General features: G+C 59.9%; 21 protein-coding genes. 10 read left to right on the top strand and 11 right to left on the bottom strand.

Annotated features, from left to right (window positions below; translation table 11 throughout):
- Window positions 1-5 precede the first annotated feature (5 nt).
- The 4 genes from ACR0NB_RS01280 to ACR0NB_RS01265 form a co-directional block, all read right to left on the bottom strand.
- The gene (locus ACR0NB_RS01280; RefSeq protein ID WP_093962683.1) at window positions 6-389 is read right to left on the bottom strand and encodes an NADH:ubiquinone oxidoreductase subunit NDUFA12; all 384 of its coding nucleotides are present in this window, start codon (window positions 387-389) and stop codon (window positions 6-8) included.
- 79 nt (window positions 390-468) lie between these two features.
- Window positions 469-831, bottom strand: coding sequence for a RidA family protein (locus ACR0NB_RS01275; RefSeq protein WP_170338037.1), 363 nt, complete (start codon window positions 829-831; stop codon window positions 469-471).
- 64 nt (window positions 832-895) lie between these two features.
- Entirely contained in the window at window positions 896-2,164 is a 1,269-nt protein-coding gene (gene clpX, locus ACR0NB_RS01270) for an ATP-dependent Clp protease ATP-binding subunit ClpX (protein WP_170337591.1), read from the bottom strand.
- A gap of 136 nt (window positions 2,165-2,300) precedes the next feature.
- On the bottom strand, window positions 2,301-2,933 hold the full coding sequence (locus ACR0NB_RS01265) for an ATP-dependent Clp protease proteolytic subunit (protein WP_093962686.1): 633 nt from the start codon (window positions 2,931-2,933) through the stop codon (window positions 2,301-2,303).
- A gap of 353 nt (window positions 2,934-3,286) precedes the next feature.
- On the opposite strand from ACR0NB_RS01265, the gene ACR0NB_RS01260 reads away from it, so the two are divergent.
- Window positions 3,287-3,622, top strand: a complete 336-nt coding sequence (locus tag ACR0NB_RS01260; protein ID WP_093962687.1) for an ArsR/SmtB family transcription factor — start codon at window positions 3,287-3,289, stop codon at window positions 3,620-3,622.
- A 56-nt stretch (window positions 3,623-3,678) separates the two neighbouring features.
- Here the strand turns inward: ACR0NB_RS01260 and ACR0NB_RS01255 are convergent, their stop codons facing one another.
- Window positions 3,679-4,758, bottom strand: coding sequence for a zinc ABC transporter substrate-binding protein (locus ACR0NB_RS01255; RefSeq protein ID WP_480774749.1), 1,080 nt, complete (start codon window positions 4,756-4,758; stop codon window positions 3,679-3,681).
- A gap of 91 nt (window positions 4,759-4,849) precedes the next feature.
- On the opposite strand from ACR0NB_RS01255, the gene ACR0NB_RS01250 reads away from it, so the two are divergent.
- The 4 genes from ACR0NB_RS01250 to ACR0NB_RS01235 all read left to right on the top strand — a co-directional run bounded on the left by ACR0NB_RS01250 (window position 4,850) and on the right by ACR0NB_RS01235 (window position 7,074).
- Window positions 4,850-5,329: a Fur family transcriptional regulator gene (locus ACR0NB_RS01250; protein ID WP_170458389.1), complete on the top strand. Its 480-nt coding sequence runs from the start codon at window positions 4,850-4,852 to the stop codon at window positions 5,327-5,329.
- Window positions 5,326-6,069: an ATP-binding cassette domain-containing protein gene (locus tag ACR0NB_RS01245; RefSeq protein ID WP_480774748.1), complete on the top strand. Its 744-nt coding sequence runs from the start codon at window positions 5,326-5,328 to the stop codon at window positions 6,067-6,069. The genes ACR0NB_RS01250 and ACR0NB_RS01245 overlap by 4 nt, the downstream gene beginning before the upstream one ends.
- On the top strand, window positions 6,069-6,863 hold the full coding sequence (locus ACR0NB_RS01240; RefSeq protein ID WP_480774747.1) for an iron chelate uptake ABC transporter family permease subunit: 795 nt from the start codon (window positions 6,069-6,071) through the stop codon (window positions 6,861-6,863). Before ACR0NB_RS01245 ends, ACR0NB_RS01240 begins: the two co-directional genes overlap by 1 nt.
- A gap of 73 nt (window positions 6,864-6,936) precedes the next feature.
- The gene (locus tag ACR0NB_RS01235) at window positions 6,937-7,074 is read left to right on the top strand and encodes an entericidin A/B family lipoprotein (RefSeq protein WP_093962692.1); all 138 of its coding nucleotides are present in this window, start codon (window positions 6,937-6,939) and stop codon (window positions 7,072-7,074) included.
- 954 nt (window positions 7,075-8,028) lie between these two features.
- Here ACR0NB_RS01235 and ACR0NB_RS01230 read toward each other — a convergent pair.
- The 3 genes from ACR0NB_RS01230 to ACR0NB_RS01220 form a co-directional block, all read right to left on the bottom strand.
- Window positions 8,029-8,481, bottom strand: a complete 453-nt coding sequence (locus ACR0NB_RS01230; protein ID WP_480774746.1) for a hypothetical protein — start codon at window positions 8,479-8,481, stop codon at window positions 8,029-8,031.
- Between the two features lie 123 nt (window positions 8,482-8,604).
- On the bottom strand, window positions 8,605-8,919 hold the full coding sequence (locus ACR0NB_RS01225) for a hypothetical protein (RefSeq protein WP_254429350.1): 315 nt from the start codon (window positions 8,917-8,919) through the stop codon (window positions 8,605-8,607).
- Between the two features lie 117 nt (window positions 8,920-9,036).
- Entirely contained in the window at window positions 9,037-9,246 is a 210-nt protein-coding gene (locus tag ACR0NB_RS01220) for a hypothetical protein (protein ID WP_480774745.1), read from the bottom strand.
- A 352-nt stretch (window positions 9,247-9,598) separates the two neighbouring features.
- Between ACR0NB_RS01220 and ACR0NB_RS01215 the strand changes: the two genes are divergently transcribed.
- On the top strand, window positions 9,599-10,660 hold the full coding sequence (locus ACR0NB_RS01215; RefSeq protein WP_480774744.1) for an AlbA family DNA-binding domain-containing protein: 1,062 nt from the start codon (window positions 9,599-9,601) through the stop codon (window positions 10,658-10,660).
- On the opposite strand, the gene lepA is transcribed toward ACR0NB_RS01215, so the two are convergent.
- Window positions 10,657-12,456, bottom strand: coding sequence for a translation elongation factor 4 (gene lepA, locus ACR0NB_RS01210; protein ID WP_170417689.1), 1,800 nt, complete (start codon window positions 12,454-12,456; stop codon window positions 10,657-10,659). The genes ACR0NB_RS01215 and lepA overlap by 4 nt on opposite strands.
- 345 nt (window positions 12,457-12,801) lie before the next feature.
- Between lepA and ACR0NB_RS01205 the strand changes: the two genes are divergently transcribed.
- Window positions 12,802-13,113, top strand: coding sequence for a hypothetical protein (locus ACR0NB_RS01205; protein ID WP_170358294.1), 312 nt, complete (start codon window positions 12,802-12,804; stop codon window positions 13,111-13,113).
- 67 nt (window positions 13,114-13,180) lie between these two features.
- Window positions 13,181-14,143, top strand: a complete 963-nt coding sequence (locus ACR0NB_RS01200) for a LysR family transcriptional regulator (protein ID WP_480774743.1) — start codon at window positions 13,181-13,183, stop codon at window positions 14,141-14,143.
- Here the strand turns inward: ACR0NB_RS01200 and ACR0NB_RS01195 are convergent.
- On the bottom strand, window positions 14,140-14,583 hold the full coding sequence (locus ACR0NB_RS01195) for a low molecular weight protein-tyrosine-phosphatase (protein ID WP_480774742.1): 444 nt from the start codon (window positions 14,581-14,583) through the stop codon (window positions 14,140-14,142). The two genes, ACR0NB_RS01200 and ACR0NB_RS01195, sit on opposite strands and share 4 nt — an antisense overlap.
- 27 nt (window positions 14,584-14,610) lie before the next feature.
- Between ACR0NB_RS01195 and ACR0NB_RS01190 the strand changes: the two genes are divergently transcribed.
- Window positions 14,611-15,306 carry an NAD-dependent deacylase gene (locus ACR0NB_RS01190; RefSeq protein WP_170435217.1) on the top strand — a complete coding sequence of 232 codons (696 nt, stop codon included), beginning with the start codon at window positions 14,611-14,613 and terminating at the stop codon, window positions 15,304-15,306.
- Window positions 15,307-15,358: 52 nt separating this feature from the next.
- Window positions 15,359-15,967 carry an HdeD family acid-resistance protein gene (locus ACR0NB_RS01185; RefSeq protein ID WP_170358289.1) on the top strand — a complete coding sequence of 203 codons (609 nt, stop codon included), beginning with the start codon at window positions 15,359-15,361 and terminating at the stop codon, window positions 15,965-15,967.
- A 101-nt stretch (window positions 15,968-16,068) separates the two neighbouring features.
- Here the strand turns inward: ACR0NB_RS01185 and ACR0NB_RS01180 are convergent, their stop codons facing one another.
- Window positions 16,069-16,542 carry a copper chaperone PCu(A)C gene (locus tag ACR0NB_RS01180; RefSeq protein ID WP_170435219.1) on the bottom strand — a complete coding sequence of 158 codons (474 nt, stop codon included), beginning with the start codon at window positions 16,540-16,542 and terminating at the stop codon, window positions 16,069-16,071.
- Window positions 16,543-16,779: the final 237 nt, after the last annotated feature.

The following is a 16,779-nucleotide window of genomic DNA, read 5'->3' as shown; positions in this document are numbered from 1 at the left end:
CTCGCTTATTCTGGGCTCCAGGCTTCGTAGTCCTTGCGCTCGATCGGATCGGGACGGCGCAGGGACCCCGCCGGCACATAGGCCATCGCGGTGCCCGTAAGATTTTCCTGATGCGGCTTTTCCCACGCCTTGTGTGGCAGTGGCTTGTCGGTCGGAGGCTCATCCCAGGTGCGGTGCAACCAGCCGTGCCATTCCGGGTCGATCCGGCTGGCCTCGGCCTCTCCATTGAAGATCACCCACCGTTTGCTGTCATCGGCGTTGCGATAAAACACGTTGCCCTGATCGTCCTCGCCCACCTTGATACCTTTGCGCGCAGTGTAGATCTGCGTGTTCAGAGTGGCCCCGTTCCACCAGGTCACGGCCCGCAAAAGAGTGTTCAGGATTCCCATCGGCTGCCTCCGGCATTTCTGTCCATGCAGATATGGACCAAAGCCGAGCAGAGGTCCAGAGCCACAAAGAGCGCACCCATTACTTGGGCAAGAATGCGGTGACCTCGATTTCGATTCGGTATTTTGGATCAATCAAGCCGCATTCGATCATCGTCGCAACAGGCGGGTTGGCACCGAACGTCTCGGCCAGGACCGGCCAGCACGCTTCAAATTCGCGGCGATCGGGCAGCATATAAGTCACGCGCACCACGTCGGCAAAAGAGGCGCCCGCCTCTGCCAAGGCGTTGCCTATGATCGTCAGCGCCGAGCGGCATTGGTCGACGACGCCTTCGCCCTGCCCGACCGTTCCGGCAACATGGACCCAGCCACCCGCGACAACGGCCCGGCAGTAGCCGACCTTGGCTTCGAACTCACCGCCCGAGGAAATACGTTGGATCGTCATGACGCCCTCACATGAAAACGGCGCGGACTTTGCCGCGCCGTATCTGCATTAAATTTCAAACAGTTCAGCCGGCAGATGCCGATTCCGGCGCGGCATCCGCATAGATGATCAGCGGCTGCGCGTCCGACGTCACGGCCTCTTCGTTAACGACCACCTTGGTCACGTTCTTCATGCCCGGCAGTTCGAACATCGTGTCCAAAAGAATGTCTTCCAGGATGGAACGCAGGCCGCGGGCACCGGTCTTGCGTTCGATCGCCTTCTTGGCAATCGCCGCAAGCGCGTCGTCGGTAAAGTCCAGTTCGACGTTCTCCAACTCGAACAAACGCTGGTATTGCTTGACCAGCGCGTTCTTGGGCTTGGTCAGGATGGTGACAAGCGCGTCCTCATCCAGGTCCTCAAGCGTTGCCAGCACCGGCAGACGTCCAACGAATTCCGGGATCAACCCGAATTTCAGCAGATCCTCGGGCTCGAGATCCTGAAAGATCTCGCCCACGCCGCGTTCGTCATTGTCACGCACATCGGCGCCAAAACCCATAGCCGAGCCTTTGCCGCGCTGCGCGATGATCTTGTCCAGACCTGCAAAAGCGCCGCCGCAGATGAACAGGATGTTGGTGGTGTCCACCTGCAGGAATTCCTGCTGCGGGTGCTTGCGCCCGCCCTGCGGCGGAACGCTGGCCACGGTTCCTTCCATCAGCTTCAGCAGGGCCTGCTGCACACCCTCGCCCGACACGTCGCGGGTGATCGAGGGGTTTTCGGATTTACGAGTGATCTTGTCGACCTCGTCGATATAGACGATGCCGCGCTGGGCGCGCTCGACATTGTATTCGCTGGCCTGCAACAGCTTGAGGATGATGTTCTCGACATCCTCGCCCACGTAACCGGCTTCGGTCAGCGTGGTCGCGTCAGCCATCGTGAACGGCACGTCCAGAATCCGCGCGAGCGTCTGCGCCAGCAAGGTTTTGCCGCACCCGGTCGGACCAATCAGCAGAATGTTCGACTTGGCCAACTCGATGTCACCACCGGCCTTCTGCGCGTGGTTCAGACGTTTGTAGTGGTTGTGCACGGCAACCGACAGGACACGCTTGGCCCGAGCCTGGCCGATGACATAGTCGTCCAACACCTCGCAGATATCTTTGGGGGTGGGCACACCGTCCGAGGATTTCAGTCCGCTGGCTTTGGTTTCCTCGCGGATGATGTCCATGCACAGTTCGACGCATTCATCACAGATGAACACGGTCGGTCCAGCAATAAGCTTACGCACCTCATGCTGGCTTTTTCCACAGAAGCTGCAGTAGAGCGTGTTCTTGCTGTCGCCGCCTGAATTCGTCGCCATGTTCTACCTTTCGGGCTCCATCCCTGCGGCCCGGATCCGGACCGCGCTTGCCGCCTGTCCGTGCAGCTTAGGCCAGCACCGGGGCAGCTACAATGTCAAAATCGCACCCCGCACCCGTGGGTGCGGGGTTTCCGCATCACGCTTCGGTCGGTTCGGATTTGGAGCGGCTTTCGACGATCTCGTCGATATGGCCCCACTCTTTTGCTTCTTCCGGGCTCATGAAATTGTCACGGTCCAAAGCCTTTTCAATGGCCTTTTTCGACTGTCCGGTATGCTTGGCATAGATATCGTACAAACGATCCTTCAGCTTCTGCGTTTCGGCCGCGTGAATCATGATGTCGCTGGCTTGACCCTGGTAACCGCCGCTGGGCTGGTGCACCATGATGCGGCTGTTCGGCAGCGAGAAGCGCATCCCCTTCTCTCCGCCCGCCAGCAGGACCGACCCCATCGAGGCCGCCTGGCCGATCACCAATGTCGAACATTTTGGCTTGATGTACTGCATTGTGTCGTAGATCGACAGACCGCTGGTCACGACACCGCCGGGCGAGTTGATGTAGATCGAGATTTCCTTGTTGGGATTCTCGGCTTCCAGATGCAGAAGCTGCGCTACGATCAGGTGGCTCATCCCGTCATGGATCGGGCCATTGATGAAGATGATCCGCTCCTTCAGCAGGCGAGAGAAGATGTCATAGGCCCTTTCGCCGCGGCTGGTCTGCTCAACGACCATCGGGACGAGCGTATTCATGTAGGTGTCAACTGGATCGAACATTCGGAACCTGCCTGCTTTGGTGTGAACCGGGACCATACCCGATGAGAAGTTACATGAGTCTTAGTGTTGCCTTCGGGGGCCTGCAAGGGGCAGCGGACACGCGACGCCGATTGAGAAATACGGATCAGTCCGCATCGTCGGGATCCCGCAAAACAGAGCGAACAACCGCGCAGAACGCAAATACCCGGCTGTTTTTTGGCCTCGCCGCCATTCACAGCGCTTTCATCACGCCATTTTGATCCATGCATATGGAAATATCTGATCATTCTGTATAGAGACCCAATTCGCTCAGGCGAAACTAACAAAGGGAACACCTGCCCCACACTCACCAAGGGGCCAACAAGGACAAGAAGATGGCACTTCCCCAACTTTCCGAAGACATCTCGCGCGACGACATGGACCGGATGGCCGCTAACGCAACCCGCGCTTCGAATTTTCTGAAAGCGATCAGCCACGAGGGCCGGTTGATGATCCTCTGTCATCTGGTATCCGGCGAAAAATCGGTGACTGAACTCGAGTCACTGCTGTCCGCCCGACAGGCCGCCGTTTCACAGCAACTGTCGCGGCTGCGCCTTGAGGGGCTGGTCACGCCCCGGCGCGAAGGCAAGGCAATCTACTATCGCCTTGCAGACGACAGGCCTCGCAAAATGCTGGAAACGGTATACGAGTTGTTCTGCGACGAGGAATAAGTCAGAAAACCCATTGAACGGCGAAGGGCGCAACAGTTCGTTGCGCCCTTCTTTGTTCACGAGTTGCCGCTGCAGGCCTGGAAACTTGCGGCCATTGCGCGCAACAGGTCCGGATACAGGGTTGGACCCGGCTCGAGCGCAACCCCGATCGGGTCAAGCACGATGATTTGTGCATCCACCCCTTCGGTCGCGGCAGAGATCAGGCGAGTGTCAAATTGCGGCTCGGAAAAAGCGCAATCAATGCCTTCCTCTTCAATCCGGGCTCTGAGCTCGGCCAGACGTGCCGGTCCGGGTGCGGCCGCGTCGCCCAGGCTCACGGTGCCCGACGACGCCAGATCGAACCGGTGTTCGAAATACTGGTAGGCGTCGTGAAAGGTGACAAACCGCGGTTCTGACTGCGCCAGATCCGCCCGGATCTCGGCCTCCAAAGCACTCAGGCCTTCAACCGCCTTGTCCGCATTGGCTTGGTACCGCGCAGCGTTATCCGGGTCCTTCTCTGACAGGGTTTCGGCAATTGTCTGCACCCAGACGCGCGCGTTTTCCGGGTCCAGCCAGGCATGCGGGTCTACACCGTCATGGTCATGCCCGTGGTCATGGTCATGTGCATCGTGATCAGCGTGCTCTTCATGTTTCTCATGTTCATCGTGGTCCGCATGGTCGTCGTGACCTGCATGATCCTCGTGTTCTGCGTGATCCTCGTGATCATCGTTTTTTGCATGGTCATCATGGTCCGAATGATCGTCGTGATCGTCGCGGTCTGCATGCTCCTCTTCGCCCTCATGATGATCGGCCAAGTCGCGGAAATCGTGCCGCACGGTCCCCGCCACCTCCAGCAACTCAACCTGCGTCGCTCCCTCGGACAGGGCGCCAAGTGGTCCCGTCATCCACGGGGTCAATTCCGGGCCTACCCAAAAAACCACGTCCGCAGATTGCAACGCTCGCGCCTCGGACGGGCGCATGGCGTGATCATGAGGTGAGGCTCCGGGCGGGATGATCAGGGAAGGCTCGGCAACACCGTCCATGACTTGGGCAACCAACGCGTGAACCGGTGCGATATCGACGGCAACGTTGGGCGCATCGGCCGCCGCCTTTCCGGCCAGCACGACGCCGGCCAGCAACAAGAATTTTCGGGACATGTCACCTCCTTAAATGATATGTTATTACATTGCTGATCGGCTTGATATTGCCCACGTTATAACATATCAAGTCAAAAATTTCGGAGCGCACATGAGCACAGTAGGCTTCAGGCACCACAATCATAACCACTGCATGAAAACCGCGCTGAGCAAGGCCGAGGAAAAATGCGCCAACCAAAAGCTTCAGTTCACGGCGGTGCGCCGCCGGGTGTTGGAGATATTGTTGGAGCAGCACAAGGCAATGGGAGCCTATGACATTCTGGCTGTTCTGTCGGCCGAAGGCATGGGGTCGCAACCTCCGGTGGCCTATCGTGCACTGGACTTTCTGGTGCAGCATGGGTTCGTGCACCGTATCGAGCAGATGAACGCCTATGCGGCCTGCGCCCACCCCACGCACGACCACGTGCCTGCGTTTCTGATTTGCCGGGCGTGCAAGGCCGTGGCCGAAACCGAAACCGAGCTGACCCAGGGCCGGCTTGGTGCTGCCGCCGATACGTCAGGCTTCACCATTGAAAGGATCGTGGTCGAGGCCGAAGGTCTTTGCCCGGACTGCATTGGAACGCAGCCATGACGACCCCCCTCATTTCTCTACAGAACCTGTCGGTTCGCCTGGATGGCCGGCTCATTCTGGACAACGTATCCGCCCAGATCGCCGCTGGTGAAATCGTCACCATTGTCGGCCCGAACGGTTCGGGAAAATCGACCCTGCTGCGCGCCATGATCGGGGCAGTTCCCGCGGCTCAGGGCACTGTTCGGCGCGCTCCGGGTTTGCGGATCGGCTACGTCCCCCAAAAACTCGCGCTGGACGCCGCTCTGCCGCTGACGGTGCAACGATTCCTTGGTCTGCCGAAGCGGGTTTCGGCCAGCAAGGCCAAAACCGCGCTTGAACTGGCCGGCGTGCCGGACTTGCGTGACAGACAGATGACCCGGCTGTCCGGCGGTCAGTTTCAACGCGTCCTTCTGGCCCGCGCGCTGCTGGAAGAGCCTCAGGTGCTGCTGCTGGACGAAGCAACCCAGGGGCTTGATCAGCCCGGCGCAGCTGCCTTCTATGAACGCATTGAACAGGTTCGCACGGACCTCGGCTGCGCCATAGTCATGGTCAGCCATGACTTGCACGTCGTCATGGCCGCGTCCGACCGGGTTCTGTGCCTGAACGGGCATGTCTGCTGTGAAGGGGCACCCCAAATGGTCGCGGACGCGCCCGAATATCGGGCGTTGTTCGGCAGCGGAACGCGGGGCACGATGGCCTTGTACCAACACAAGCACAGTCATACCCACGATCACAATCACGCGCAGGATACGTCACACTGATGCTGGACGATTTCATGGTTCGCGCAGCCCTTGCAGGGCTCGGTGTTTCGATCGCCGCGGCACCGCTGGGGTGCTTTGTCGTCTGGCGGCGCATGGCCTATCTGGGAGAAGCCACCGCACATGCGGCCGTATTGGGTGTAGCGCTGGCGCTCAGCTTTTCTCTGCCGATGCTGCCCGCAATCATTGCCGCTGCGCTTGCCATGGGCTTGTCGGTCAGCCTGCTGCGCGGTCGCGGTTACGCCATGGACACGCTTCTGGGTGTGATTGCACACACCGCACTGGCCGCCGGCTTGGTAACCGTGGCGTTGCTGTCCGATGTCCGACTGGACCTGAATGCCTTTTTGTTCGGCGATATCCTTGCCGTCACAAAGTCCGATCTGGCCACGATCTGGATCGGTGGCGCCACGATTTTGGCGCTGATGGTCTGGCGCTGGTCAGCCCTTCTGGTTTCGACACTCAACCCGGACTTGGCTCAGGCATCCGGGATCGATCCTAAACGAGAAGAACTATGGCTGACTCTGGCGATGGCACTGGCCGTTGCGGTCGCCATCAAAGTTGTCGGAATTCTTCTGATCGCGGCCCTGCTGGTCATTCCAGCGGCCGGAGCCCGCCCTTTGGCCCGCACCCCAGAAAGTATGGCTTTCACCGCTGCGATCATAGGCTCGACGGCGGCGTTGGGCGGGCTGGGCGGTGCATATTGGGCGGATACACCCGCTGGACCAAGCATCGTTTGCGCGGCCGCGTTGATCTTTGTCGCGACGGCCATCCTTGGTCCCATCTTCCGCAAAGGCTGATCACCCAAAAAGGTTTGTCTGCATTGCCTGAATGGTGCTACCGATTGGTAGTCGACCAACCAAGGAGATATCGATGATCCGCACTATTCTGATCGGGCTGAGCCTTTTGGCCCTGACGGCCTGTGAAACCGCAAAAGGCGCGGGCAAAGACATCGAAAAAGCCGGCGACGCCATCCAGGGCGCGGCGACGGACGTTCAGGAAAGCCTCTGACACCCGTCAGCATCTAGCGGACAGCGGCGCAGCACTACCAACATATGGTTGAAAGTTCCGGGCGACCGGATTATTGTCCCTGCCACAGGTGCATAGACGCGGTAATGCATTACTGACACGACTGCGGGGTTCTCGTGCAATTGCGCAAGAACCCCGTTCCCGTTCTGACGGGCGGTGAGTGGAAGCCTGTACGAAACCGAAATCGGCAAAAGGAAAAGGCGCCAGGTGCGCAGACGCGGTCTTTGCATGTGCCCTTGCGGACACCCCTGACGCCTTGCCGGGTCGACACGCCCGAGGGACGCCCCGATCCAGTTGCTTCAGCCCCCGAGGGGACCTCGCTGCCGCAAAGCACCTGATGGCGCTCTGCCGCCCGCTCTGGCCTTCTGAGAAGCTGACCGCTCAAGCCGGGCTTGCGCCCCTCCTGACTGGTCACCTACCGGTAAGCCCTTGCAACCCGACGAAAATCCTAAGATCTGCCTGCGGTGCCAGGACCCCCTGACCTTTGCGTCCCGCCTTGGATCGTCATGAGCCTTGGCGATGTCTGAACCTTGGCACTCGCCCTCCCGTCCGGCAAGAAAATAGCACTGCAGCATGAAAATTAGCCGGGGATAAAATGTTGATATCCGACTGGAAGACGATGTGGATAAGTCGGGAAATGATGAAATCCGGCTGGGTTGCGCTGGGAAAAGCCGAAGGCCGATTTCTCTTCGTTCAATTGGGCGATTTCTGCGGGTGCGAAGAGAAAATCCCGGCCCTCATGGCGGACCTGACGTGACAGATACGGGCATATCGCTCGAATCGACATCGATGAGTCGCCACACGCAACGGTGAACGAACGTGCAGCCCACGAATTGAGAAGCGTTCCGACCCGGACGAGGCAACCTACTACTCTCCGTCTCCCGCAAAATCGGGCAACGGCAACTACCCCCTACAACCGCCTGGGCCGGAGACGCTTCAGTTCACCTGTCGTTCCAGAACCGTGCTGTAGGTGGTTCCAGTCCGCAGGCTACGGAAATCCGCATAGATCTTGCCGTCCTCGTACCGCGCATCGATCAGCGCATTGACGCCGGAGGTCGGATCAGCAGCGGTTTCGACAATGCCGATCTTGCCCGAACCATCCTGGCTGATCGAGCCGGTGGCCTCGTGCATCGTCCAGTCATCCATGGCATTGCGCCGCCACATGCTGGGCCCCCAGAAGACGTTTTCGTGCTGCGCCTGGATCTCGAGCACCCATTCCGAGGTGTTGAACCGCGGCGCGGTGGCGGTGTTGGCGTTCGACGGCGACACCGTGGTCTGGCTGGCCGTCCACGTGCCGCGCAGGTCGGGCATGGCATCGGCGAGGGCGGCAGAGCCCATGGTCAATGTCGCGGCCACGGCGGCGGCGCTGGCGGTCATGTATCTGGTCATGGGCTCTCTCCCTGTGATCGGCCGGCCTTGCTGGCCTGCTGAACAGATTGGAAGGGCGCGCGGCCGTTACAACTTACCTAAGGGAAACTTCATGAAGGGTTCATGCGGCGCTCACCGACGGGCTCAGGCCCAGGCCAGCGCGGTGCCCGCGATGACAAGGGCGATGCCCAGCCCCTCGCGGTAGGAAAAGGACTCGCCGAACAGGAAGAACGAGGCGATGGCGATCAGCACGACCTCGGCCCCCAGAATGCCGGTATAGATGATGCCCAGCCGTTCGTCGCGCAGCGCGGCGAGTTCCAGGGTGGCGGCAGCCAGCAAGGTGGCGACGATCAGCAGCCCCAGCCCGAAGCCGGGGAGTTTCCACCAGAACTTCATCGAGATCATGGCCACCGAATAGAGACCCGCCGATCCAAGCGCGATGATGGGGATCATGGACATAAAGGCCTCCGCCGCTGGTTTCCGTTAGGTCAACCTTAGCAGGTGCGGGTCGGAGGGGCTGTGAAGTGGGTCACGTTGTAGAGAGGCCCCTCCCAGAGTTGTCGACGGGTGGCAGGATCAGTTCAGGCCGAGCATGTCCTTGGCCTTGGCCAGCGTATCGACCGAGGCCTGGTGATCCCCGGCGTCGTGCAGTTGCTGGCCTTCGTCGCTGAGGTCGGTGCCTGCCGCCAGAGCCGCGCCGATGGCGGCGATGTCGGTGGGGCATTGGAAGGCGAAAGCGGGCATGGCGAACAGCCAGAGTGCGGAAGCGATCGTCAGATGCTTCATCGGTGTATCCTCCCATAATGAGGGCGGCAGGATATCACGAAACGCCTCCCGGCTCAGCGGACCTCGGTCGGGTGAAATCGCCCCCCCCCGGCGGCAAGCGCGGGTGTGGCGGTTGATTGGCAGAGATGAGGGCAGCGCCGGCCCGAGGGGAGGCGCAAACGCGCCGCCCCATGGGGGCGGGTCGGCGCGGCCCGGCGGTGCCGCCGGGCGGGGAGTAACTTTGAGCAATGCGCAATTGCAAAGGTTCAGATTAGTTTTGTAGTAAGGCCTTCAAGTACAAGCGATAGTTGATCGCAGCGACCTGAATGCTAATACTGTTCGCATAACTCCAACCAAAAACAAAAAACCTCAAATGACTCTCACCGAATTGTTAGGTTGCCATCAGGAACCCGATGGCCGTTGGAAGGTAAATTCTCGCGAGCGCACAGACCTAGAGTTCAAGGAAAACGGCGACGCAAACGCCATAAGAAAGTGTCTAAAAACCATTGCCGGATTCGCAAATGGGAAGGGCGGCAGGATTGTGTTCGGTGTTAGTGATCGCCCTCGCTATGTGACCGGTGTTAGAGAGTTTCCGGACGAAGCTACAATTCAGGATCTAATTCTTTCTAGCCTCTATCCCGCCCCAGAGATTCAAGTTGTTGAACACGAAATCGACGACCTTCGCGTCATAGAGATGCTAGTAGAGACCCATGCCAATCGACCGATAATCGCAATTAAAGACATTCAGACAAAAGAGAAGAAAAATACTACCGTTCTCTCTCAAGGCGTCGTATACGCTCGGCGGTCTGGCCAAACCAAGCCAATTTCAGGAGAAGAATTCGGCAGCATACTCGATTGGCGGGATACAAAAACTAGAAACTCAATCCTGTCATTGCTCAACCGCGCCGAGGAAATTGGCTACGAGAATGTAGCAGTTGCCGACTTCCGAAAATATGGAAGAGCGGATGAAAACGTTACTCTCTGGGTCCCGGAAGCAGCAGCAAAGAGCTTGAATATCATTGATCGCGCCAAACTAGTGGAAGACAACGGCGCGCCAGCCTTTCAGATTAGAGGACAAGTAAAACTTACCGTTCCCTCAGAGAAAGACCCGCGAAAACCCTTGCTACCCAAAAGGGCGGCGCGGGTCCTCAAGGACCCGATAGCAAAAATCTTTGGTGATTGGTTTCCTTGGACTGAACAACATCTAAGAAAGGCGGCGACACATCTAGGCTTTTGGGACAACCCCCGCGGGGATGAAAAAAACACTGGTTTTGAACATCTTTCGGAAAGACCCGTTTACTTTGAAGCTGGGCGCGCCGCCATCCAGCGTTTTGCAAATCGAAATCCAGCCGAATTTGTCGAAGTCGTCGGCTCGAAAGAAACGCAACGTAGATGGAAGGAAGAAGCGACCAAAGCGGCGGCAAGCGCGGACTAACTGTCCATCTTCAACGCCGAAATAAACGCCTCTTGCGGGATGTCGACCTTGCCGAACTGGCGCATCTTTTTCTTGCCGGCCTTCTGCTTTTCCAGCAGTTTCCGCTTACGCGTGGCATCCCCACCGTAACATTTCGCGGTCACGTCCTTGCGCAGCGCGGATAGGGTCTCGCGGGCGATGACCTTGCCGCCGATGGCCGCCTGGATCGGGATCTTGAACATGTGGCGCGGGATCAGCTCTTTCAGCTTTTCGCACATGGCGCGGCCGCGGGTCTCGGCGCGGTCGCGGTGGACCATGACCGACAGCGCGTCCACCGGCTCGTCATTCACCAGGATCGACATCTTGACCAGGCTGTCCTCGCGGTAGCCGGTCATCTGGTAGTCGAAGCTGGCATAGCCTTTCGTCACCGATTTCAGGCGGTCGTAAAAGTCGAAGACGACCTCGTTCAGCGGCAGGTCATAGACGACCATCGCGCGGCTGCCCGCATAGGTCAGGTCCATCTGAATGCCGCGGCGGTCTTGGCAGAGTTTCAACACGTCGCCCAGGTATTCGTCGGGCACAAGGATGGTGGCCTTGATGCGCGGTTCTTCCAAGTGGTCGACCTTGGACATGTCGGGCATGTCGGCGGGGTTGTGCAGCTCGATCATCTCGCCGTCTTTCATGTAGACGTGATAGATCACCGACGGCGCGGTGGTGATGAGCTCGATATCGTATTCGCGTTCGATGCGGTCGCGGATGACCTCGAGGTGCAGCAGGCCGAGGAAGCCGCAGCGGAAGCCAAAGCCCAGCGCGGCCGAGGTTTCCATCTCGAACGAGAAGCTGGCGTCGTTCAGGGCCAGTTTCTCGATCGCGTCGCGCAGGTCTTCGAATTCGGCGCTGTCCACGGGGAACAGGCCGCAGAAAACCACCGGCTGCGCGGGTTTGAAGCCCGGCAGAGCGGTTTCGGCACCGTTGCGGTCATTGGTGATGGTGTCGCCCACACGGGTGTCGCGGACCTGCTTGATCGAGGCGGTGAGGAAGCCGATCTCACCCGGACCCAGCTGGTCGACCATCTGCATCTCGGGGCGGAACACGCCCACGCGGTCGACATGGTGCAGGGTGCCGTTCGACATGAACTTGACCCGCATGCCCTTTTTCAGAACGCCGTCCATGATGCGGACCAGAACGATCACACCCAGATAGGCGTCGTACCAGCTGTCCACCAGCATCGCCTTGAGCGGCGCGTCGCGCTCGCCCTTGGGCGCGGGCAGCTTGTGCACGATCGCCTCGAGCGTTTCGTGTATCCCCTCTCCCGTCTTGGCCGAGACGCGGATGGCGTCGGTGGCGTCGATACCGATCACGTCCTCGATCTGTTCGGCCACGCGGTCGCAGTCGGAGGCCGGCAGGTCGATCTTGTTCAGCACCGGCACGATCTCGTGGTCGGCGTCGATGGCCTGATAGACGTTGGCCAGGGTCTGCGCCTCGACCCCTTGCGTCGAGTCGACCACCAGCAGCGAGCCTTCGACCGCGCGCATGGACCGCGAGACTTCATAGGCAAAGTCCACGTGGCCGGGGGTGTCGATCAGGTTCAGCACATACTTTTCGCCATTGTCGGCGGTATAGTCGATGCGGACCGTGTTGGCCTTGATGGTGATGCCGCGTTCGCGCTCGATATCCATGCTGTCGAGCAGCTGTTCCTTCATGTCGCGATCCTGCACAGTCCCGGTCTCCTGGATGAGCCGGTCGGCAAGGGTGGATTTGCCATGGTCGATATGCGCGACGATGGAGAAATTGCGGATATGAGCGAGGTCTGTCATAGCGTCGGGATATGGTTCGAAATCGGACGCTGGTCAAGGTGAGACAGCACGTCGGACGCCCCATATTTCAGCGCTATGAGGCCACGACGCTGCGGTTGGCTTCGTTCCAAGCCCTCAGCTGCATTCAGGCGACCGTACGTAGACAGAACTCGGCCGTGTTGCACCGTCCAAAACGGGGTTCGAAGGGCATGCCACGGCCGACCATAGTGCCAACCGCGGCACTTTCGACTCAGGTACGGAGTTTCTGAAAGCAAATTGTTGAACGGCAGGAAAACTTGGACGATACTGCGCCGCAAGCCGAGAGGGACACAAGACTCCTCCGGGCAGGCAAAACGAGGCATGAGCATGAAACAGTTCCTCATTATCGCGCTATGCGCCACATCGCTTATCACTTTGGCCCCGGCCATGACCGAAGCGGCACAGATCAAACGTGCATGTTTGGCGTCCGACCGCTCGGCGGCGACACGCGACAGGTGCAAGTGCATCCAGCGGGTGGCAGATCAGGCTTTGACCAACAAAGACCAGAAAACCGTGGCCAAGTGGTTCACCGACCCGCATCAGGCCCAGGAGCTGAAGATGTCGAAATCCGCTCGCGATGACGCGCTGTGGGAGCGGTATCAGAACTTTGGCCGCATGGCGCAGGCGATCTGCAGCTGACGCTGACCGCGATCCTTGACCTGACCCGCCCTGCGCCTCAGTAATGGCGCAGTGAAAGGGAAATCATATGGTGACGAAAGGGTTGACCCTGCGCGGTCTCGAAGTGTTCGAGGCCTTGGCGCGGACCGGTTCGGTGGCACAGGCTGCCGATATTACCGGACTCAGCCAGCCATCGGTCAGCCAGCAGTTGCGCAATCTCGAGAATGCTCTGGGCACGGACCTGGTGGATCACGGGCGCAGACCCATGCGCCTGACCCAAGCCGGGCGCAGCTTTCTGGCGCGGGCCGAATCCGTACTGGCCGAGTTGCAGATGGCCCAAAGCGAGCTGTCGGTCATGGACCTGGGTCATCTGAGCACGCTTTCGATCGGCCTGATCGACGATTTCGACAATGACCTGACCCCGCGTCTTGCCACGTTGCTGGCCGACAGCCTGACCCGTTCCAAGTTCAAACTCATAACTCTCCCCAGCCTCGAAATCTTTGAGGCGCTGGCTTCGCAACGCCTGCATCTGGCGGTTTCGGCCCATAGCGGCGAGGTGCTTGAAGGCGTGGTGGAGTACCCTTTGGTGCAGGATCCTTTCATTCTGGTCGCGCCGAAGGGCGGTGTGCCCAATGGGGGCGTAGAGGCTGCTTTGCAGACCCTGCCCTTTCTGCGCTATGCGCGGGAACAGTTGATCAGCCGGCAAATCGAAAGCCACCTGGCGCGGCAACAGCTGCAGTTCGAAGAGCGGTTCGAGATCGGGTCGCACTTGGCACTGATGGCGATGGTGGCACGCGGCCTTGGCTGGGCGATCACCACGCCGTTGGGATACATGCGGGCAGCCCGCTTCCACGAAGGCATGGATGTCTACCCGGCTCCGTTCGGAGAGTTCTCGCGCACTATTTCCCTGTTCACTCGGTCTGACTGGTCAGATCAGGTTCCGCGCGAAGTCGCGGGCATGACGCGCCGTTTGATGCAAAGCCAGATGATCGAACCAGCCCTTTCCCGCCTGCCCTGGTTATCAGGTCAGTTGAAGGTGATCGGCGGCTAGCCGTCCAGATATGCCACCAACCCATCCACGGCGGCTTCGATGAGGTCCAGCGCCCCGTCGAAATCACGGGTATAGTAGGGGTCGGGCACATGATCGGCGCCGGTGTGGGGCGCAAAATCGGTCAACAAGCGTACGGGTGTAGGATTGTCGGCCGGGCGCAAAGCCTCGATCTTGGCGATGTTTTCGCTGTCCATACCGATGATTAGGTCAAACCTGTCGAAATCAGACACCGCAAACTGGCGCGCGCGCAGATCGCTCAGCTCCAGCCCTCGGTTGCGAGCCGCGTGTTGCATCGGCGCATAGGGTGGATCCCCGACATGCCAGTCGGACGTTCCGGCACTGTCACAGGCATGATGAGGCGCCCTGACACGGAAAACACCTTCGGCAGCAGGGGAACGGCAGATGTTGCCGAGGCAGACAAACAGGATACGCTGTGACATGGCTCGGGTTTAACGTGTGGAGGGCGAATGGAAAAGATCGTGATTTTGACCGGAGCCGGGATTTCGGCGGAAAGCGGATTGGGCACCTTTCGCGATGAAGGCGGATTGTGGGCCCAGCACCGGATCGAAGACGTGGCGACACCCGAAGGTTTTGCCCGAAACCCTGCCCTTGTCCATGGCTTCTACAACGCGCGCCGGGTGCAGGCGGGTGGCGCCGACCCAAATGCAGCCCACACAGCACTGGCCCGGCTTCAGCACGACTGGCCGGGAGAAGTGGTGATCGTAACGCAGAACGTGGACAGCCTGCACGAAGCCGGAGGTGCGACCAGGGTTATCCACATGCACGGCATCCTGTCCGGCGCGCTGTGCGCCTCTTGCGGGCATCGCTGGACTGCGCCAGCGGAAATGTCCGTGGGCGAACCGTGCCCCGCCTGCCGCGCGGCAACCGCCCGACCCGACATCGTGTGGTTCGGCGAAATGCCTTACCACATGGATCAGATTTACGACCATCTGGCACAGGCCGGGATATTCGCCGCCATCGGAACCTCTGGCCAAGTCTACCCGGCTGCGGCCTTCGTGCACGAAGCCATAGCTGCGGGCGCACAGACGGTCGAATTGAACCTCGAGCCTTCGGTTGGTGCATCCAGCTTCGATCAGACGCTGCTTGGCCCCGCCACCCAGATCGTGCCACGCTGGGTCGATGACTTGCTGGGCCGCAGGTGACACGGATCATTCTGCTGGGCTAAGCTGAAAGAACCTGAACCAGGAGAAACAGATGACCGAGCCTGAAGCCCCCCGTGGTGAAATCGTTGACGACGAAGGCATCGACAGCCGCGAAGCGCTGGGCGACACCCTTGCGGATCTGTGGTGGACGTTCCTGCTGCGCGGATTGCTTGCGGGGGCCGTTGGCGTCGCCGCGTTGTTCTGGCCAACGGGCAGCATCGCTCTTTTGCTGCGGCTGGTAGGGGTGCTGCTGATCCTCGATGGCGGCCTGACCCTGCTTGGCTTTGGGCGGCGGGGACTGATCGGAGGCGCGGGTATCGGGGCGGTCTTGATTGGGCTGGTCTTTTTGATCTGGCCGGAAGGCACAGCACGTCTGACGTTCTTTCTGCTGGGCGCCTGGGCGTTGATCATCGGGATCGGCTCGCTGATTTCGTTGGGCCAGATGCATCAGCTGGACCCAGAACGTGCGACCGTCCGGAACTCGGGCATCGTGGCTCTTATCATCGGGCTGGTGCTGATCTTCTGGCCCGGAAGCGGCGTTGTCGCACTGGGCTGGGCAATCGCATTCTCCGCCTTGGCCTTTGCCGGCGTCATGCTGTTCATGGCCGCACGTTTCAAACGGGCCGGAGAACGGGTTTCGATGCGCGTGGTCAACAAGTGAAGAACAACGCTGATCGGCAGTTGAAACGCGAACAGGCCGGGGCTTGACCCGGCCTGACGCATGGATGACGGCCGCATCGCGGCCCGAAGACAGGCGTTCTGTTAGTTCGAGTGCTTCATTTGCCCGTGGCCGTCTTTCCGTTCCAGGTCCACGGGAATCTCGACAACGACCTCACCGGCCCGCTCAAAAACCAAAGTGACGGGTATGGTTGCGCCCTGCTCAAACGGCTGCTTGAGCCCCATGAACATCACATGGTCCCCGCCCCGCTGCAGCATATGCGCCTCGCCGGCGGGGATCGCAAAACCCTCCTCGACTTCCATCATCTTGGCCACGCCGTTGTCGTCAATCTTGTGCGTATGCAACTCGACCCGTGCAGCGATATCGGATTTGACAGCGACGAGTTGATCATCGGTGTCGCCTGAATTGCGGATCATCATGAAGGCCGCACCAGCCTTGGCATTGGCCCCCGAGGATCGGGCGTAGGCATCCTCAACCGAGATCACACTTTCCGCATGGGCGGCGGTGGACATGATTGCAGCGACGAAAATAGCGGGCAGAATTGATTTGAAGGGCATCTCGCCTCTCCTTTTTGACTGTCTGATTGTGTTGCGAAGGGTCTCAGACAGGGGCCGGCGGCGCGCGCGCCGGTCGCTGCGGGATCGGAGCCGCAACGAGGCTGTCGGAACGCAACGGTATGTCAGACTTTGCCCGCTCGGGCCCTTTCGGTGCCGGCGGAGGGGCATCCAGAACCGCACCCAGCAAGTTGAGCGCATAGTCGGGACAGAAATGAGGTGGTTTGGTGGGCTGGCCGT

The sequence above is a fragment of the Ruegeria sp. CG3 genome, assembly GCF_056537205.1.
The sequence above is the reverse complement of the archived record's forward strand: the minus strand, read 5'-3'. Positions and strand labels throughout refer to the sequence as shown.

Coding starts and splice junctions, on each gene's coding strand:
- ACR0NB_RS01280 (WP_093962683.1), bottom strand. CDS start 389: ATGGGAATCCTGAACACTCTTTTGCGGGCCGTGACCTGGTGGAACGGG.
- ACR0NB_RS01220 (WP_480774745.1), bottom strand. CDS start 9,246: ATGAAGCATCTGACGATCGCTTCCGCACTCTGGCTGTTCGCCATGCCC.
- ACR0NB_RS01185 (WP_170358289.1), top strand. CDS start 15,359: ATGACCGAGCCTGAAGCCCCCCGTGGTGAAATCGTTGACGACGAAGGC.
- ACR0NB_RS01275 (WP_170338037.1), bottom strand. CDS start 831: ATGACGATCCAACGTATTTCCTCGGGCGGTGAGTTCGAAGCCAAGGTC.
- ACR0NB_RS01200 (WP_480774743.1), top strand. CDS start 13,181: ATGGTGACGAAAGGGTTGACCCTGCGCGGTCTCGAAGTGTTCGAGGCC.
- ACR0NB_RS01215 (WP_480774744.1), top strand. CDS start 9,599: ATGACTCTCACCGAATTGTTAGGTTGCCATCAGGAACCCGATGGCCGT.
- ACR0NB_RS01245 (WP_480774748.1), top strand. CDS start 5,326: ATGACGACCCCCCTCATTTCTCTACAGAACCTGTCGGTTCGCCTGGAT.
- ACR0NB_RS01205 (WP_170358294.1), top strand. CDS start 12,802: ATGAAACAGTTCCTCATTATCGCGCTATGCGCCACATCGCTTATCACT.
- ACR0NB_RS01235 (WP_093962692.1), top strand. CDS start 6,937: ATGATCCGCACTATTCTGATCGGGCTGAGCCTTTTGGCCCTGACGGCC.
- ACR0NB_RS01190 (WP_170435217.1), top strand. CDS start 14,611: ATGGAAAAGATCGTGATTTTGACCGGAGCCGGGATTTCGGCGGAAAGC.
- ACR0NB_RS01225 (WP_254429350.1), bottom strand. CDS start 8,919: ATGTCCATGATCCCCATCATCGCGCTTGGATCGGCGGGTCTCTATTCG.
- ACR0NB_RS01250 (WP_170458389.1), top strand. CDS start 4,850: ATGAGCACAGTAGGCTTCAGGCACCACAATCATAACCACTGCATGAAA.
- ACR0NB_RS01255 (WP_480774749.1), bottom strand. CDS start 4,758: ATGTCCCGAAAATTCTTGTTGCTGGCCGGCGTCGTGCTGGCCGGAAAG.
- ACR0NB_RS01240 (WP_480774747.1), top strand. CDS start 6,069: ATGCTGGACGATTTCATGGTTCGCGCAGCCCTTGCAGGGCTCGGTGTT.
- ACR0NB_RS01260 (WP_093962687.1), top strand. CDS start 3,287: ATGGCACTTCCCCAACTTTCCGAAGACATCTCGCGCGACGACATGGAC.
- lepA (WP_170417689.1), bottom strand. CDS start 12,456: ATGACAGACCTCGCTCATATCCGCAATTTCTCCATCGTCGCGCATATC.
- ACR0NB_RS01195 (WP_480774742.1), bottom strand. CDS start 14,583: ATGTCACAGCGTATCCTGTTTGTCTGCCTCGGCAACATCTGCCGTTCC.
- clpX (WP_170337591.1), bottom strand. CDS start 2,164: ATGGCGACGAATTCAGGCGGCGACAGCAAGAACACGCTCTACTGCAGC.
- ACR0NB_RS01230 (WP_480774746.1), bottom strand. CDS start 8,481: ATGACCAGATACATGACCGCCAGCGCCGCCGCCGTGGCCGCGACATTG.
- ACR0NB_RS01265 (WP_093962686.1), bottom strand. CDS start 2,933: ATGTTCGATCCAGTTGACACCTACATGAATACGCTCGTCCCGATGGTC.
- ACR0NB_RS01180 (WP_170435219.1), bottom strand. CDS start 16,542: ATGCCCTTCAAATCAATTCTGCCCGCTATTTTCGTCGCTGCAATCATG.